This window comes from Caulobacter sp. UNC279MFTsu5.1, from assembly GCF_900114015.1.
Classification (GTDB): domain Bacteria; phylum Pseudomonadota; class Alphaproteobacteria; order Caulobacterales; family Caulobacteraceae; genus Caulobacter.
In genome coordinates, this window is the sequence record NZ_FORN01000014.1 from 31,904 (window position 1) to 47,664 (window position 15,761).

A 15,761-nucleotide genomic window follows, 5' to 3' on the forward strand; every position below is an offset into this window, starting at 1 on the left:
ACCGTGACCCTCCCCAAGATCGAGGCCTTCGCCACCCGAGAGGCGCTGTACGACGCCGCCGCCTCGGTCGTGGCCTCGGCCCTGACCGAGGCCGTGGCCCAGCATGGCCAGGCCGGGTTCGCCGCCACCGGCGGCTCGACGCCGGCCCCGGTCTACGACCGGCTGGCGACCATGACCGTCCCTTGGGACAAGGTCGTGGTCACCCTGACCGACGAGCGCTTCGTGCCGCCGTCCGATCCCAGCAGCAATGAGGGCCTGGTTCGCCGGCACCTGCTGCGAGGCGAGGCGGCCAAGGCCGGCTTCGCGCCGCTCTATGTCGACGGCGTGGCCCAGGACGCGGTCGCGGCGAAGGCCGAGGCCGGCGTCGTCAAGGCGCTGCCGTTCGGCGTGACCCTGCTGGGCGTCGGCCCCGACGGCCACTTCGCGTCGCTGTTCCCCGGCAACCCGAAACTGGCTGAAGGCCTGGACCCCGGCTCCGAGCGCACGGTGATCGCCGTGCCGCCCGGCCAGCCGGCGCCGGACCTGCCCCGGATCAGCTTGACTTTCCAGGCGTTGATCCAGTCATCGCTGATCGTCCTGCTGATCACCGGCGGCGCCAAAAAGACGTTGCTCGAAGGTCCGGTCGATCAAAGCTTGCCGATCGCCGCGATTCTGAACCAGGACCGCGCCCCGGTCCGTATCCTCTGGGCGGAGTAGTCCCATGGCCTTGAACCCCGTGATCGCGGACGTCACCGCGCGGATCATCGAACGCAGCCGCGACAGCCGCGCGACCTACCTGGCCAATCTGGACGCCGCCGCGGCCGCCCAGCCGGGCCGGGCCAAGCTGAGCTGCGCCAACTGGGCCCACGCCTTCGCCGCCTCGCCGGCGGTCGACAAGGTCCGGGCTCTGGACGTCAACGCCCCCAACCTGGGCATCGTCTCGGCCTATAACGACATGCTGTCGGCCCACCAGCCGCTGGAGGAATATCCGGCGCTGATCAAGGACGCCGCGCGCGAGGTCGGGGCCACCGCCCAGTTCGCCGGCGGCGTGCCGGCCATGTGCGACGGCGTCACCCAGGGCCGCCCGGGCATGGAGCTGTCGCTGTTCTCGCGCGACGTGATCGCCATGGCCACGGGTATCGCCCTGACCCACGACGCCTTCGACGGCGCGCTCTATCTGGGCGTCTGCGACAAGATCGTGCCGGGCCTGCTGATCGGCGCCCTGACCTTCAGCCACCTGCCGGCGATGTTCGTGCCGGCCGGGCCGATGACCTCGGGCCTGCCCAATTCGGAGAAGGCCCGCATCCGCGCCCTCTACGCCGAGGGCAAGGTCGGCCGCGAGGAGCTGCTGGCCGCCGAGAGCGCCAGCTATCACGGCCCGGGCACCTGCACCTTCTATGGCACGGCCAACACCAACCAGATGCTGATGGAGCTGATGGGCCTGCACCTGCCGGGCTCGGCCTTCGTGCATCCCCATACGCCCCTGCGCACAGCCCTGGTCAAGGAAGCGGCCAAGCGCGTCGCCGCCATCACCCACAAGGGCAACGACTGGATCCCGATCGGTCGGGTGATCGACGAGAAGGCCGTGGTCAACGGCGTGGTCGGCCTGATGGCCACCGGCGGCTCGACCAACCTGGCCCTGCACCTGGTGGCCATGGCCCACGCGGCCGGCATCATCCTGACCCTGGAAGACCTGGACGACATCTCCAAGGCGACGCCCCTGCTGGCCAAGGTCTATCCGAACGGCTCGGCCGACGTGAACCAGTTCCATGCCGCCGGCGGCATCCACTTCGTGGTCAGGGAACTGCTGAAAGCCGGTCTGGCCCACGAGGACGTCCTGACCGTCGCCGGTCCGGGCCTGTCGCGCTACACCCAGGAGCCGATCCTGCTCGACGGCGAACTGGCCTGGCGCGAGGGCGCGGAAGAGTCGCTGGACCTCAACATTCTGCGTCCGGCCTCGGCCCCGTTCAGCCCGGAAGGCGGCCTGCGCCTGCTGACCGGCAACCTGGGTCGCGGGGTGATCAAGATCTCGGCCGTGAAGCCCGAGCACCAGGTGATCACCGCTCCGGCGGCCGTGTTCCAGGAACAGGAAGACTTCATCGCCGCCTTCAAGCGCGGCGAACTGGACCGCGACGTCGTCGTCGTGGTCCGCTTCCAGGGGCCGTCGGCCAACGGCATGCCCGAGCTGCACAACCTGTCGCCGTCGATCTCGGTGCTGCTGGATCGCGGCTTCAAGGTGGCCCTGGTCACCGACGGCCGGATGTCGGGCGCTTCGGGCAAGACCCCGGCGGCCATCCACGTCACCCCGGAAGCCGCCAAGGGCGGCGCCTTGGCCTATGTCCAGGACGGCGACGTGATCTCTCTGAACGCCCACACGGGCGAACTGCAGATCCTGGTGGACGAGGCGACCCTGCGCGCCCGCACGCCGGCGAGCGTCCCGGCGTCCAAGCCGGGCTTTGGGCGGGAATTGTTCGGCTGGATGCGCGCGGGGGTCGGCGCCGCCGACCACGGCGGTTCCGTGCTGTTTGCTTAGGAAGTGATGGATATGAGCGGCTTGAACTCCATCGGGCTTGGCCTGGTCGGCGATATCGGCGGAACCAATGCGCGGTTCGCCCTGGTCGATTTCGACGGCGCCGATCCCAAGCTGATCGAGCCGACCTCGTACAAGGGCGAGGACTACGGCCAGGCCGAGGACGCCGTCGAGGCCTATCTGGACAAGATGGGCGTGCGCCATCCGGACCAGGCCGTGGTCGCCGTCGCCGGCCCGATCGAGCACGGCGCGGTGCAGTTCACCAACAGCGAGTGGAAGCTGTCGGAGGACAGTCTGCGCCGGGCCGGCGGCTTCCGCACGGCCCGACTGATCAACGACTTCACCGCCCAGGCCCTGGCCGCCCCGCGCCTGGCGCCCAAGGACCTGCGCCAGATCGGTCCGCTGCAGACCTCGGGCGAGGGCGACCTGGCGATCATCGGCCCCGGCACCGGCTTCGGCGCGGCGGGCATGGTGCGCCGGCATGGCGTCGAGACGCCCCTGACCACGGAGGGCGGCCACATCGCCTTCGCCCCGTTCGACGAGGTCGAGATCGAGATTCTCCGTGCGCTGAACAAGCGGTTCGGCCGCTGCTCGATCGAGCGCATCCTGTCGGGTCCCGGCATGGAGGACCTGCACGTCATCCTGGCCGAGGTGGAGGGCCGCAAGGCCGACGACCTGACCGCCAAGGAGATCACCGAGCACGGCGTGGCCGGCGACGAGTGCTGCAAGGTCACGATCGACCGGTTCTGCGCCATCCTCGGCTCGGCGGCCGGCGATCTGGCCCTGGCGCTGGGCGCGCGGGGCGGGGTGTTCATCGCCGGCGGCATCGCGCCGCGAATCGTCGACCTGCTGGAGAAGGGTCAGTTCCGCGAGCGATTCGAGTCGAAGGGCCGGCTCAGCGACTACACCCGCGCCATCCCCACCCATGTGGTCATGAACCCCCACACCGCCCTGATCGGCGCGGCCGTCGCCATGACCCCGGACGGCAAGGCCGCCATTTCGTAGAGCTTTCCGCCCTCCGAGCGCCTTTTCCGGTCCATCAAGGCGAGATTTCCGCTTGAAGCGGGCTCGCCTTGACAAGGTTGTCATGCCTTTATTGCGTCGCTTGTCGATTTTCCGACGCTTCGCGAGGCCGGTCTTGAGTTCCAAGGTTACGATCCACGAGGTCGCCCGCCTGTCGGGCGTATCGATCAAGACCGTTTCGCGGGTGCTGAACCGCGAGCCGAACGTGAAGAACGACACCCGCACGCGGGTGCAGGAAGCGGTCGCGGCCCTCAACTACCGGCCCAACATCTCGGCCCGCAGCCTGGCGGGCTCGAAGGCCTATCTGATCGGCGTGTTCTTCGACAACCCCAGCCCCGCCTACGTCACCGACGTGCAGCTGGGGGCGATCGCTCGCTGTCGCGAGGAAGGCTATCACCTGATCGTCGAGCCGCTCGACTCCGAGGGCGACGTGGCCGCCCAGGTGGAGCCGATGCTGCACACCCTGCGCATGGACGGCGTGATCCTGACGCCGCCAGTCTGCGACAACGTGGCGGTGCTGGACGTGCTGGAGGCCGAGGGCGTGCCCTATGTGCGGCTGTCGCCCGACCAGGACCAGGACCGCTCGGCCCATGTGCGCATGGACGACGTGCGCGCCGCCTATGAGATGACCGCCCACCTGATCGGCCTGGGCCACACCGACATCGGCTTCATCAAGGGCCACCCCGAGCACGGCGCCTCGCACCTGCGCTACGAGGGCTATGTGGCGGCGATGAAGGAGCACGGCCACGCCGTGCGCGAAGACCATGTGGAGCAGGGGTGGTTCTCGTTCCGCTCGGGCTTCGAGGCGGCCGAGCGGCTGTTGGGCCGTCCCGACCGCCCGACGGCGATCTTCGCCTCCAACGACGACATGGCCCTGGGGGTGATGGCGGTGGCCAACCGCCTGCGTCTCGAGGTGCCCCAGAGCCTGTCGGTGGCCGGCTTCGACGACACGCCGGGCGCCAAGGTCGTCTGGCCGCAACTGACCACCGTGCGCCAGCCGATCCAGGCCATGGCCGCCGCCGCGGCCGACCTGCTGCTGACCGGCGCGACCCGGGCCGAGGGCGAGGCGCCGCCGTCGCGCCTGCTGGACTTCGAGCTGGTGGTCCGCGAATCCACCGGGCCAGTCGGCTAGGTTTCAGATCCCCCGCGTGATCCGAAGCCCGCTTCGGACGTTCGGAATCGCGAGGCCTTTCGCTCCATAGTTCTTATGGAGGTGGAAAGGCTTCGGCGTTGACGCTAAGTCAGCAATGGCGAATCCAAGCTCGGGCTTTCTGACAACGTTGTCAGGTGCGAAATTCGAGAATGGCGTTCGCCGCAAGCAATTCTTTTCTGCTGTGCGGTATTTCTCGCCGCATTGCAGCATCTTCCAGCCTCTTCGGAGCAGGTTCATGATCCGCGCGCGCCGCTCCCGCATTGTCGCCACCATCGGCCCGGCCAGCAGCTCGCCGGAGATGATCATCACCCTGGCCAGGGCCGGGGCGGATGTCTTCCGCCTGAACTTCAGCCATGGCAGCCACGACAACCACGCCGCCTCTTACAACGCCATCCGCGCGGCCGAAGAGGTGGTCGGGCGGCCGCTGGGCATTCTGGCCGATCTGCAGGGGCCGAAGCTGCGCGTGGGCAAGTTCGCCGACGGGCCGGTGATGCTGAAGGCCGGCCAGGCCTTCCGGTTCGATAATGACCCGACGCCCGGTGACGCGACGCGGGTGCATCTGCCGCACCCGGAAATCCTGGTGGCCATGCGCCCCGGGGCGACCCTGCTGCTGGACGACGGCAAGCTGCGGATGACGGTGACCGACGCGGGGCCCGGCTACGCCAACACCACCGTGGTCAACGGCGGCAAGCTGTCGGAGCGCAAGGGCGTGGCCGTGCCCGACGTGGTGATCCCGATGTCGCCCCTGACGCCGAAGGACCGAGAGGATCTGGCCTTCGCCCTGCGCCTGGGCGTCGACTGGATCGCCCTGTCGTTCGTGCAGGCGCCGGAAGACATGGCCGAGTTGCGCCGCATCGTCGAAGGCCGCGCCGCCGTGCTGGCCAAGATCGAAAAGCCCCAGGCCCTGGAAGTGCTGGGCCCGATCCTCGACCTCTGCGACGGCGTGATGGTGGCGCGCGGCGACCTGGGCGTCGAGATGGCCCCGGAAGAGGTGCCGGTGGCCCAGAAGGTCATCCTGCGCGCAGCCCGCGAGCGCGGCATTCCGGTGATCGTCGCCACCCAGATGCTGGAGTCGATGACCAGCTCGCCGACCCCGACCCGGGCCGAGGCGTCGGACGTGGCCAACGCCGTCTACGAGGGCGCCGACGCGGTCATGCTGTCGGCCGAAAGCGCCGCCGGCGACTATCCGGAAGAGGCGGTGACCATGATGAGCCGCATCATCGAGCGGGTGGAGCGCGACCCGCGCTGGCCCGAGCTGATGCAGGCCGAGCAGCCGCACAACGACGAGGACGCCGACGTGCTGGTGGTCGCCGCCGCCCAAGCCGCCAAGGCCGGTTCGACCAAGTGCCTGGTGGCCTTCACCACCACCGGCGCCACCGCGCGCCGCCTGTCGCGCGAGCGACCGCTGCAGCCGGTGCTGGCCCTGTCGCCGCGCGTCGAGGCCGTGCGCCGCATGTGCCTGGTCTGGGGCGTGGAGGCCCGCGTCAGCGGCCAGCCCGACAGCCTGGAGGTGGTCACCTCGGACGCCGTCGCCAAGGCGGTCGAGCTGGATCTGGTCGGCCCGGGCGAGCGCGTGCTGATTGTCGCCGGCACCCCGTTCGGCGCGCCCGGTGCGGCCAATCTGCTACGCCTGGCCCACGCGCCGTTCCCGACGCGCAAGCGCCGATAGGGAACCGGCTTTCGGCTGGAGCTGGAGAAGCTTCAGCCGAACGGGAGCGGCAGCAGGCGTTCGTAGCCGCGTCGCACGGCGGCGTAGCACTCGCAGGTGATGGCCTCCAGGCCCGCGCGGTCCAGGATGTCGACGACGCCGCGCCGATAGCGGATCAGGCCCTTGGTCTGCAGCGAACCGGCCACGGCCGTGACCGTGGTGCGCTGGACGCCCAGCATGTCGGCGAGGAATTCCTGGGTCAGGTTGATGGTGTCGCCGTCGATGCGGTCGCGGCACGACAGCAGCCAGCGGCAGAAGCGGGCCTCGACCCCATGCAGGGCGTTGCAGGCCACCGACTGGATCGCATGGCCGAACAGCGCCTCGTTGTGGCGGTCGACCAGGTCGCGCAGGGCGGGGCTGCGGATCCAGGCGTCATGCAGGGCCGAGGCGCTGATCCGCGAGGCTTGGCCGGGGGCCTGGACGATGGCCCGCACCAGCGACTGGCGCGGCGCCACGGCGGCCATCAGGCCCAGGGCCCCTTCGCGGCCGACCGGCGCGGACTCGATCGCCGCCCCGTTCTCCATCAGGGTCATCAGCGAGATGACGCAGTCGTGCGGGAAATAGACGGCTTCGACCGGGTCGCCTGGATCGCACAGATGGCGGCCCTTCTCCAGCTCGTGCTGGGTGAGATGAGGCGCGATCAGGCCGAGATCTTCAGTCGGCAGGGCGGCGAGCAGACGATTTTTCAAAGTTGCGGCGGTCCCGTCGAAGCGAATCGATCATGGGTATGCAGTAAAGGTTTGAAGCTATAGGTTGGAAGCGGGTTGAGCGCTGTCGAGTAGTCGACACAAATGCAGAGCGCTTCGAAGGGTTCCGAAGTCGATATTGGGTTCGTCGGATACCCGACATTGCGGGAATATTAATAAGAAGCACGACGTCGCGCATCGCTGACGTCCGGAATGCATTTCTATCAATCGACGCTGGAGGCGGCGTTTGCTTCCGTTGGCCTGAATTGACGGTTTCAAGGGCGCGCTGACGCGCGCCCAGCCGTGCGCGCGCCGAAACCGCCGGCCGCCGCCGGCGTCTCACCAACGGGACAGGCCGAACCTAGAACCCGGACAGCTTCGCGTACCGATCCCGATGGAACGAGGCCGACCCGAACAGGGCCTCGGCGACACGGGCGCGCTTCATGTAGAGGCCGGCGTCGTGGGCGTCGGTCATGCCGATGCCGCCGTGCATCTGGACCATTTCGTTGGAGGCCAGGTGCAGCACCTCGGACGCCTTGGCCTTGGCCAGCGAGGCCAGCAAGCGCGTATCGCCGCCCGCGTCCGCCGCCTCCAGGGCGGCCTCGACGCACGAGCGGGTGGTCTCCAGGTCGGTGAACAGCTTGGCCGCACGGTGCTGCAGGGCCTGGAAGGCGCCGATGACCTGGCCGAACTGGGTGCGGGTCTTGATGTAGTCCAGGGTGATCTCGAAGGCGGCGGTGGCGGAGCCCAGCATTTCGGCGGCCAAGCCGGCGTAGGCGCGGTCGAGCACGGGTTCCAACACCGCCCAGCCCTTGCCGATCTGGCCCAGCACCGCGTCGGCGCCGACCTGGACCTGGTCGAAGGCGATCTTGGCGGCGCCGCGGCTGTCGACCAGAGCCAGGTGGCTCCGGGTCACGCCCGGGGCGTCGCCCGCGACCAGGAACAGGGTGATCCCGTCGCCGTCGCCCGCCGCGCCCGAGGTGCGGGCGGCGACGATCAGCAGGTCGGCCGCCTCGCCGTCGAGCACGAAGGTCTTGGTCCCGTTCAGAACGAAGCCGTCGCCGGACGCCGTCGCCGACAGCGCCGTGTTCAGCGGCGCGTGGTGCGCGCCCTCGTCGACAGCCAGGGTCGCGACGACCTCGCCCGCCGCGATCTTCGGCAGCCATGCGGCCTTCTGGGCTTCCGAACCGCCCAGGACCAGGGCCGAGGCGGCGACCAGGGCGGTGGAGAGCAGGGGCGAGGCCACCAGGTTGCGGCCGGTCTCCTCCAGGATCAGGCCCAGGCCCAGATAGCCGAAGGCCGAACCGTCATGCGCCTCCGGAACGATGACGCCCGCCCAGCCCATGGCGCCCATCTCGCTCCAGGTCGCGGGATCGAAGCTCCGCCTGGAGCCGCCGTCGCGCAGCTTGCGCAGAGCGCCGACCGGGGCGCTGTCCTGTGTCCAGCCTTTGGCGGCGTCGCGCAGCATGGTCTGTTCTTCGGTCAGGACGGCCATGTCAGGCTTGCTCCCCAATGGCATGTTCAAAGTCTTGATGGCGGACGGCCCAGTCGAGGGCCTGTTCGAGACGGTCGTTGCCCCAGAAGAGCTCGCCGTCGGCGGTGACGAAGGAGGGCGCGCCGAACAGGCCGCGCGCCTGGGCCTGGCGGACATGGTCCTTCAGGCGGGTCTTGATCGGGTCGGTGTTGGCGGCGGCCAGGACGGTGTCCGGACCCGCCCCGACCGAGGCGATCAGCGGAGCCAGCACCTCGGGCTTGGAGATGTCGTGGTCGTCGACGAAGTTGGCTTGGTAGACCGCGCGACTGAAGGCCGGGGTCCAGCCGTCCTCCAGCCCGACGATGGCGACGCGGGCCGCGAGCAACCCGTTGCGCGGAAACTGGCTGGGATGGACCAGCGGCAGGCCTTCCTGGTCGCAGATCCGCTGCAGGTCGCGCCACATGTAGTCGCCCTTGACCGGGAAGGCGTTGAACGGGCTGTCGTTCAGGCCCTGCTGCTCGTGCATCAGCGGCCCCAGCAGGAACGGCCGCCAGGCCACCGGCACGCCGGCCGCCTGCGCCAGGCGTTCGATGCGCATGGCGGCGGGATAGCTGTAGGTGCTGCCGAACTCGTACCAGAACTCGATCATGGCCAGGACTCGATCGCGCCGTCGCTACTGGTGATCCAGCAGGCCCAACACCCGCTTGGCCACGACGTTGAGATTGACCTCGCTGGTGCCGCCCTCGATCGAATTGCCCTTGGCGCGGAGCATGGCGCGCGGCGCGGCCAGTTCGTCGGGGGCGAAGCCTTCGCCCTCCCAGCCCAGGCCCTGCAGGCCCAGGACCTCGACCAGCAGCTCGGTGCGCTCCTGGTTCATCTTGGCGGCGGCGTATTTGATGATCGAGACGGCGGCGCTGGGTCCCGAGCCCTGCTTGGACTCGGCCTCGGCGCGGCGCACGGTCAGCATGAAGGCGTGGGCGTCCATGCGGTGGTGGGCGATGCGGGCCCGCAGGTCGCCATCGGCCAGCCGGCCGGAGGCGTCGACGCCGACCTCCTTCTTGGCCGCCTCGACCAGGTCCAGCCCGCCGCCGCCGCCGAAGCCCGAGGCCGAGATGTTCTGGCGCTCGTACTGGAGCAGGCGCTTGGCGATGTCCCAGCCGCCGTTGACCTTGCCGACCAGCTGATCCTTGGGGACCTTCACATTGTCGAAGAAGGTCTCGCAGAACGGCGAGGAGCCGCTGATCAGCTTGATCGGCCGGGCCTCGACGCCGGGCGAGGCCATGTCGAACAGCACGAACGAGATGCCTTCGTGCTTCTTGCTGGTGTCGGTGCGCACCAGGCAGAAGATCCAGTCGGCCTGGTCGGCGTAGCTGGTCCACACCTTCTGGCCGTTGATCAGCCAGTGGTCGCCCCTGTCCGCACACTTGGTTTGGAGAGAGGCGAGATCCGAGCCCGCGCCCGGCTCGCTATAGCCCTGGCACCAGCGGGTCTCGCCACGCACGATCTGCGGCAGGAAGCGCTGCTTCTGTTCCTCGGTGGCGTATTCCAGCAGCACCGGACCCAGCATCCAGATCCCGAAGCTCATCAGGGCGGGACGGGCCTTGAGGCGACGCAGCTCCTGCTCCAGCACCTTGTTCTCGGCCTTGGACAGGCCGCCGCCGCCATAGGCCTTGGGCCACATCGGCGCGGTCCAGCCGCGCTGGGCCATCCGGTCCAGCCACAGCTTGGCGTCGGGATTCTTCCACTGGAACCTCTGGCCGCCCCAGGGGGCGTCGTCCTCGCTCATCGGCGCGTTCAGGGACGGGGGATAGTTGGCCTCGAGCCAGGCCCGCGTCTCGGCGCGGAAGGTCTCCAGGTCGCCGCCGCCGAAATCCGCCATGGCCGTTCTCCCTAACGCGCTCGTGTCGTTCGCGACGCTTTTTCGCGTCGTCGGCCAGCAGACTACGCCATGAGGCGGCCGGGGCAAGCTGATTCAAACGATCGTTCGTCACGCGGCGGGCGCCCGCCGGAGGCAAGCCGGGCTATAGAGGAGGCGATGACGTGTCCCGCCGGGATTCGCCGATCAGGGGTCTTGATGTCCGCGCCGCAACTGAGGCCTGCCTTTCTCGCCGTCGCGCCGACGCTGTCGGCCATCCTGGCGGCCTGCGCCGGGATCCTGCTGCTGGCCTCGGGCGCCACGCCGTCCGAGCCGACCCGCTTCGCGATCTGGGTGGCCGTGGCCCCCGGACCGCTGATCGAAGTCAGCCACTTCGTCTCGTCGATCCTCGGCCTGGTCCTGATCCTGCTGGCCTTCGGCCTGCGCTCGCGCCTGGACGCGGCCTGGTGGGCGGCGCTGTTCACCCTGGCGGCCGGGGCGATCCTGGCCCTGTTCAAGGGCCTGAACTGGGAAGAAACGGTCATTTTGACGGCCATCATGCTGGTCATGCTGCCGTTCCACGAGGCCTTCCCGCGCAAGGCCGCCCTGTCGCGGATGGAGATCACGCCGGGCTGGCTGCTGTCGGCGGCGGCGGCCCTGATCGGAGTGGCCCTGTGCGGCTGGTGGACCTTCGCCCACACCGAATACGCCGACCAGTCGGTGATGAAGACGATCGGCGACCGGGAAGTGGCCCGCGCCATTCGCTCGTCGGCCGCCGCCGCCATCGTGCTGATGGCCATCGGCGTGTGGCGGCTGATCGCGACGCCGGCCACCCCGCCGGTCGTCGACGACACCGACCCCGATTTCGACCGCGTCCGCGCCATCCTGGCCAAGGCCGAGAACGCGGAGCCGCCGTCGAACCTGGCCCTGCTGGGCGACAAGCGCTTCCTGTTCTCGGCCTCTGGCGAGAGCTTCCTGATGTTCGGCGTGCGCGGCCGCTCGTGGATCGCCATGGGGCCGCCGGTCGGGCGTGACGACGAGCGCATGGAGCTGTTCTGGCGGTTCCGCGAGCTGGCCGACGCCCATGCCGCCCGCGCCGGCTTCTACGCCCTGGGCCCCGCCGACCTGCCCGACAGCGTCGATTTAGGGTTGGCCATCCAGAAGACCGGCGAAAGCGCCGCCGTGCCGCTGGAGGCCTTTTCGCTGGCGGGCCGCCGCCGCGAGGTCCTGCGCCGCAACTGGCGCAAGGCCGGGGAGGGCGGGGCGGCCTTCGAGGTCATCCCGGCCGACCAGGTCCACACGGTGATGGACGACCTCAAGCGGATCTCCGACGCCTGGCTGGCCCACCACGCTGGCGGCGAAAAGGGCTTCTCGATGGGCGGCTTCGAGGAGCGCTACGTGGCCGAGTTCCCGGTCGCCCTGGTGCGGGTCGAGAACCGGATCGTGGCCTTCGCCACCCTGTGGACGACAGCTAACAAGGTCTCGTTCTCGATGGACCTGATGCGCTATTCCGACGACGCGCCCAAGAACGTGATGGACTACCTTTTCGTCGAGCTGCTGGGCTGGGGCAAGGAGCAGGGCTACCAGGCGTTCGAGTTCGGGGTCGCGCCGCTGGCCGGCCTGGAGGACCGCCCGCTGGCCCCGATCATGTCGCGCGTGGGCCGCCTGCTCTACGAGCGCGGCGAGGAAATCTACAATTTCCAGGGCGTCCGACGCTACAAGGACAAGTACGATCCGGTCTGGCAGCCGCGCTACATTGCCGCGCCTCACAAGTGGGCGATCCCTTTTCTGCTCGCCGATATCGGCCTGCTGTCGTCCGGCGGCGTCTCCGGCCTGACGAAAAGGCCGCGACCTAGTAGCGCGGGTCGCCCGTCTTCATCCCCAGCAGATTGAGAATATGGGCCGCCAGAAGCAGGGCCACGACGGCGCCGGCCACCATCAGCGGACGCCACGGCATCAGGCGCGGACCCTTTAAAACATTGATCGGACGCGCGCCGCGCCAGCCGCAGAAGATGGCGAACAGCAGGGCGGCCAGGGCGATGGCGAGGGTCGTGGGCAGGTCCATTCGCCTCTCATGGCCTGCGACAATCGGCCATGCAAATGGTTAACAAGCGTTAACTACACGGAGCCGAATCTTAGGTACACACGTTAGGAAGGTGCGCCTGTTAACCATCCACAGTTAATCTAGACCATTGCTATATGTAGCGGTATGGGTCGCGTTTACACGCTAGGAATCGGTGACTAGCGTTGGTTCCCAGGTGCAGAGGGAACGATTCGCATGACGGCCGCGGCGCCATGGAGCGTTAAGGGGATAGACCCCAAGGCACGGGAGGTCGCCAAGGACCTCGCGCGCCGCTCCGGCATGACCCTGGGCGAATGGCTCAATCGCATGATCATCGAGGGCGAGGGCTTCGACGCCGCGTCGCTTGAAGCGTTCGGCGAGCCCAGCCGTCCCTCCCTGGCGGTCAACAACGATCGCGCCAATCCTTCCTATTACGAGACCGCCCGCGGCGGCGCGCCGTCGCGTATCGAGGCGCGCGAGCATCCCGCCGACGAGGTCGGCCGCGTGGCCGTCGCCCTGGACCGGCTGACCGACCGCATCGAGGCGGCCGAGAAGCGTTCGGCCCAGGCCATTTCCGGCATCGACGAGTCCGTGCGCGGCGCCCTGCAGCGCCTGGTCGCCGCCGAGCGCGAACAGGTCGCCGTCGCCGCCCGCTTCGAGGGCGCCGTGGACGACATCAAGACCGACCAGGCCCGCGCCGCCGAGCGGCTGCGCCGCATCGAGGCCGAGGCCGCCGGTCCGCGCTCGGCCGAGGCCCTGCGCGCCCTGGAAGGCGCGCTCGGCAAGGTCGCCGGCCACCTCTATGAAGGCGAGGCCCGCACCCGCGAGACCATCGCCCACCTGGAACAGCGCCTGGACAACCAGGCCGGCGCCGGCGTCGGCGATCCCTCGGCCCTGGTCGAAGAGGTCGTGGCCCGTCTCGGCCAGCGCCTGGAAGCCGCCGAGGCCCGCACCTCGGACGCCCTGCAGGCCCTGAACGCCTCGTTCAGCGCCCTGGACGGCCGCCTGCGGACCGTCGAAAGCAGCAATCCCGGCGAAGGCGTCCAGAAGCGCCTGGACGACCTGGCCGGCAGCCTGACCCAGCGCATGGAGGCCGCCCGCCTGGAGATGGCCGCCAAGCTGCGCGAATCCGCCGACGGCCGCTTCGACCGCATGGAGCGCAAGCTGGGCGAGATGACCGCCCACGTGCAGGCCGCCGAGCAGCGCTCGGCCCAGGCCATCGAGCGCATGGGCCGCGAGGTGGTCGGCATGGCCGACGCCCTGAACCGCCGCGTCCAGACCTCGGAAGCCCGCAACACCGCCGCCATCGAGCAGGTCGCCGCCAGCATCGACCAGAAGCTGAACCGCGCCGACAGCGTCCAGGCCCAGGCGCTCGAGAAGCTGGGCACGGAGATCGCCCGGATCACCGAGAAGCTGGCCGAGCGGATCAGCAACGCCGAGCGCCGCAACGCCCTGGCTATCGATGACGTCGGCGACCAGGTCACCCGCGTCACCGACCGCCTGAACCAGCGCCACGAGCGCACGTCGCAGGAGCTGGTCGACCGCATCCGCCAGAGCGAGGAGCGCACCGCGCGCCTGCTGGAGGAAGCGCGCGAGAAGATCGACACCAGGCTGGCCGAGGCTCAGCGCCGAGCCGCCGAGCAGGCTGCTGTCGCTGCCGCGGCTCCGCCGCCCGCGCGTCCAGCCCCGTCGCCGTTCGACGACGGCGAGCGTTTCTCGTTCGGCGGCGAGGAGGTCCCGGAGGACGTCTTCCACCAGCCGGCCGCCTTCATTCCGCCCCACGCGCCGTCTCCCGCCTCGACGCCCGCCCGCACCGCGGCGCCGGCCGTCGTCGAGGCCCCGGTGTTCGAAGCGCCGGCCTTCCCCGCCAGCGAGCCGCCGGCGCTGGAGTTCGGCGATGAGGATTTCGAGGCCGCCGACGGCTTCGCTTCGGCCCTGGAGCCGGAAACGGCGTTCGAGCCGGCCGACGATCATGACGGCGACTTCTCGGCTCCCGAGTTCGCCAGCTCCGACTTCGCCGCTCCGCAAGAGTCGGCCGCGCCGTCGCGCCCGCTGTCGACCCGCGAGGTGATCGAGCAGGCCCGGGCCGCCGCCCGCCAGGCCGCTCTGTCGGGCGACGCCAAGGGCAAGGACAAGCCGAAGGCCAAGAAAGCGGGAACTTCGCTGTTCGCCGGCTTCGGCGCCAAGGGCTCGGAGAAGAAGGCCAAGAAGGGCGGCATGAAGACCGCCCTGATGGTCTCGGCCACCGCCGCTTGCCTGGGTGTTGGCTCGGCTGGCGTGATCATGAGCATGGCCCAAGGTTCGGGCCCGCTGCCCGAGCGCGTGGCCGAGGGCACGTCGAACAAGGCCACTGGCGAGATTCGCGCCGCCGAGGCCGACACCAGCCCGGCCGCCGCCCGCGCCGCCGTGGCCCTGACCTCCCAGGCCCCCGTCGAAGCGACGACGATCTCGACCGAGGCCGCGCCCCTCGCCGTCGCCTCGCCCGGCGAGAACGCCCAGGCCCTCTATGACGACGGCGTGCGTCGCATCGAGGCCAAGGACCGCACTGGCCTGGAAAGCCTGCGCAAGGCCGCCAACCTGGGCCTGCCGCGCGCCCAGTTCTACCTGGCCAAGATGTACGAGGTCGGCGAGGGCGGGGTGAAGAAGGACCTGGCCGAGGCCCGCCGCTGGACCGAGCGCGCCGCCACGGCCGGTGAAGCCCGCGCCATGCACAACCTGGCCCTCTACTACTACAAGGGCGAAGGCGGCGAACGGAACTCGACCAAGGCCGCCAGCTGGTTCCGCAAGGCGTCGGACCTGGGCCTGGTCGACAGCCAGTTCAACCTGGCCCAGCTCTACGAAGGCGGCTGGGGCGTCAGCCAGAACCCGACCGAGGCCTACAAGTGGTACCTGATCGCGGCGCGGTCGGGCGACACCGCCTCGCGCGCCCGGGCCATGGCCCTGCGCAGCCAGCTGACCGCCGAGGGCCAGCGGATCGCCGAGCGTTCGGCCAGCGGCTTCCGCTCGCAGGCCGCCGCGCCCGTCCAGGCCGTCGCCTCGGCCGCCGCGCCCAGCGCCGGCCTGGCCACCGCCCAGCGGGCGCTGTCCAAGCTGGGCTACTACCAGGGTCCGCAGGACGGCGTCGCCTCGCCGGCCCTGCAGATGGCCATCGCCGCCTATCAGCGCGACCAGAACCTCCAGGCCTCCGGGGCGCTGGACGGCGAAACCCTCAGCCGCCTGTCGACCTGGGCGCGCTGACCCCGGACGGCCCTTCGGCTCCTAAAGCCAGGTTTTCAAAGTCTTTTTTAGCGA

At 69.6% G+C, this 15,761-nt stretch carries 12 protein-coding genes; 7 read left to right on the plus strand and 5 right to left on the minus strand.

From position 1 onward, the window contains the following. The first annotated feature begins 3 nt into the window (after positions 1 to 3). The 5 genes from pgl (at position 4) to pyk (ending at position 6,354) form a co-directional block, all read left to right on the plus strand. Complete coding sequence (gene pgl / locus BM066_RS10195; protein ID WP_089927280.1) at positions 4 to 696, plus strand: 6-phosphogluconolactonase; 693 nt, start codon at positions 4 to 6, stop codon at positions 694 to 696. Positions 697 to 700: 4 nt separating this feature from the next. Then, a complete protein-coding gene (gene edd / locus BM066_RS10200) occupies positions 701 to 2,512 on the plus strand; it encodes a phosphogluconate dehydratase (RefSeq protein WP_089927047.1) in 1,812 nt (603 codons plus the stop codon). 12 nt (positions 2,513 to 2,524) lie between these two features. Next, positions 2,525 to 3,514: a glucokinase gene (gene glk, locus BM066_RS10205; RefSeq protein ID WP_089927051.1), complete on the plus strand. Its 990-nt coding sequence runs from the start codon at positions 2,525 to 2,527 to the stop codon at positions 3,512 to 3,514. A gap of 133 nt (positions 3,515 to 3,647) precedes the next feature. Then, positions 3,648 to 4,664 carry a LacI family DNA-binding transcriptional regulator gene (locus BM066_RS10210; RefSeq protein WP_089927054.1) on the plus strand — a complete coding sequence of 339 codons (1,017 nt, stop codon included), beginning with the start codon at positions 3,648 to 3,650 and terminating at the stop codon, positions 4,662 to 4,664. A 256-nt stretch (positions 4,665 to 4,920) separates the two neighbouring features. Then, the gene (gene pyk, locus BM066_RS10215) at positions 4,921 to 6,354 is read left to right on the plus strand and encodes a pyruvate kinase (protein ID WP_089927057.1); all 1,434 of its coding nucleotides are present in this window, start codon (positions 4,921 to 4,923) and stop codon (positions 6,352 to 6,354) included. Positions 6,355 to 6,386: 32 nt separating this feature from the next. Here the strand turns inward: pyk and BM066_RS10220 are convergent, their stop codons facing one another. The 4 genes from BM066_RS10220 to BM066_RS10235 form a co-directional block, all read right to left on the minus strand. Then, entirely contained in the window at positions 6,387 to 7,082 is a 696-nt protein-coding gene (locus BM066_RS10220; RefSeq protein WP_089927060.1) for a Crp/Fnr family transcriptional regulator, read from the minus strand. 358 nt (positions 7,083 to 7,440) lie between these two features. Next, the gene (locus tag BM066_RS10225) at positions 7,441 to 8,574 is read right to left on the minus strand and encodes an acyl-CoA dehydrogenase family protein (protein WP_089927064.1); all 1,134 of its coding nucleotides are present in this window, start codon (positions 8,572 to 8,574) and stop codon (positions 7,441 to 7,443) included. A gap of 1 nt (position 8,575) precedes the next feature. Beyond that, a complete protein-coding gene (locus BM066_RS10230) occupies positions 8,576 to 9,202 on the minus strand; it encodes a 2-hydroxychromene-2-carboxylate isomerase (RefSeq protein ID WP_089927067.1) in 627 nt (208 codons plus the stop codon). Positions 9,203 to 9,226: 24 nt separating this feature from the next. After that, positions 9,227 to 10,432, minus strand: coding sequence for an acyl-CoA dehydrogenase family protein (locus BM066_RS10235; protein ID WP_089927069.1), 1,206 nt, complete (start codon positions 10,430 to 10,432; stop codon positions 9,227 to 9,229). A 195-nt stretch (positions 10,433 to 10,627) separates the two neighbouring features. Between BM066_RS10235 and BM066_RS10240 the strand changes: the two genes are divergently transcribed. After that, positions 10,628 to 12,301 carry a phosphatidylglycerol lysyltransferase domain-containing protein gene (locus BM066_RS10240; RefSeq protein ID WP_089927073.1) on the plus strand — a complete coding sequence of 558 codons (1,674 nt, stop codon included), beginning with the start codon at positions 10,628 to 10,630 and terminating at the stop codon, positions 12,299 to 12,301. On the opposite strand, the gene BM066_RS10245 is transcribed toward BM066_RS10240, so the two are convergent. Then, the gene (locus BM066_RS10245) at positions 12,261 to 12,473 is read right to left on the minus strand and encodes a hypothetical protein (protein ID WP_089927075.1); all 213 of its coding nucleotides are present in this window, start codon (positions 12,471 to 12,473) and stop codon (positions 12,261 to 12,263) included. The genes BM066_RS10240 and BM066_RS10245 overlap by 41 nt on opposite strands. 213 nt (positions 12,474 to 12,686) lie before the next feature. Between BM066_RS10245 and BM066_RS10250 the strand changes: the two genes are divergently transcribed. Beyond that, entirely contained in the window at positions 12,687 to 15,707 is a 3,021-nt protein-coding gene (locus tag BM066_RS10250) for a peptidoglycan-binding protein (protein ID WP_089927078.1), read from the plus strand. Positions 15,708 to 15,761 lie beyond the last annotated feature (54 nt).

Coding starts and splice junctions, on each gene's coding strand:
- BM066_RS10245 (WP_089927075.1), bottom strand. CDS start 12,473: ATGGACCTGCCCACGACCCTCGCCATCGCCCTGGCCGCCCTGCTGTTC.
- glk (WP_089927051.1), top strand. CDS start 2,525: ATGAGCGGCTTGAACTCCATCGGGCTTGGCCTGGTCGGCGATATCGGC.
- edd (WP_089927047.1), top strand. CDS start 701: ATGGCCTTGAACCCCGTGATCGCGGACGTCACCGCGCGGATCATCGAA.
- pyk (WP_089927057.1), top strand. CDS start 4,921: ATGATCCGCGCGCGCCGCTCCCGCATTGTCGCCACCATCGGCCCGGCC.
- BM066_RS10240 (WP_089927073.1), top strand. CDS start 10,628: ATGTCCGCGCCGCAACTGAGGCCTGCCTTTCTCGCCGTCGCGCCGACG.
- BM066_RS10235 (WP_089927069.1), bottom strand. CDS start 10,432: ATGGCGGATTTCGGCGGCGGCGACCTGGAGACCTTCCGCGCCGAGACG.
- BM066_RS10230 (WP_089927067.1), bottom strand. CDS start 9,202: ATGATCGAGTTCTGGTACGAGTTCGGCAGCACCTACAGCTATCCCGCC.
- BM066_RS10225 (WP_089927064.1), bottom strand. CDS start 8,574: ATGGCCGTCCTGACCGAAGAACAGACCATGCTGCGCGACGCCGCCAAA.
- BM066_RS10250 (WP_089927078.1), top strand. CDS start 12,687: ATGACGGCCGCGGCGCCATGGAGCGTTAAGGGGATAGACCCCAAGGCA.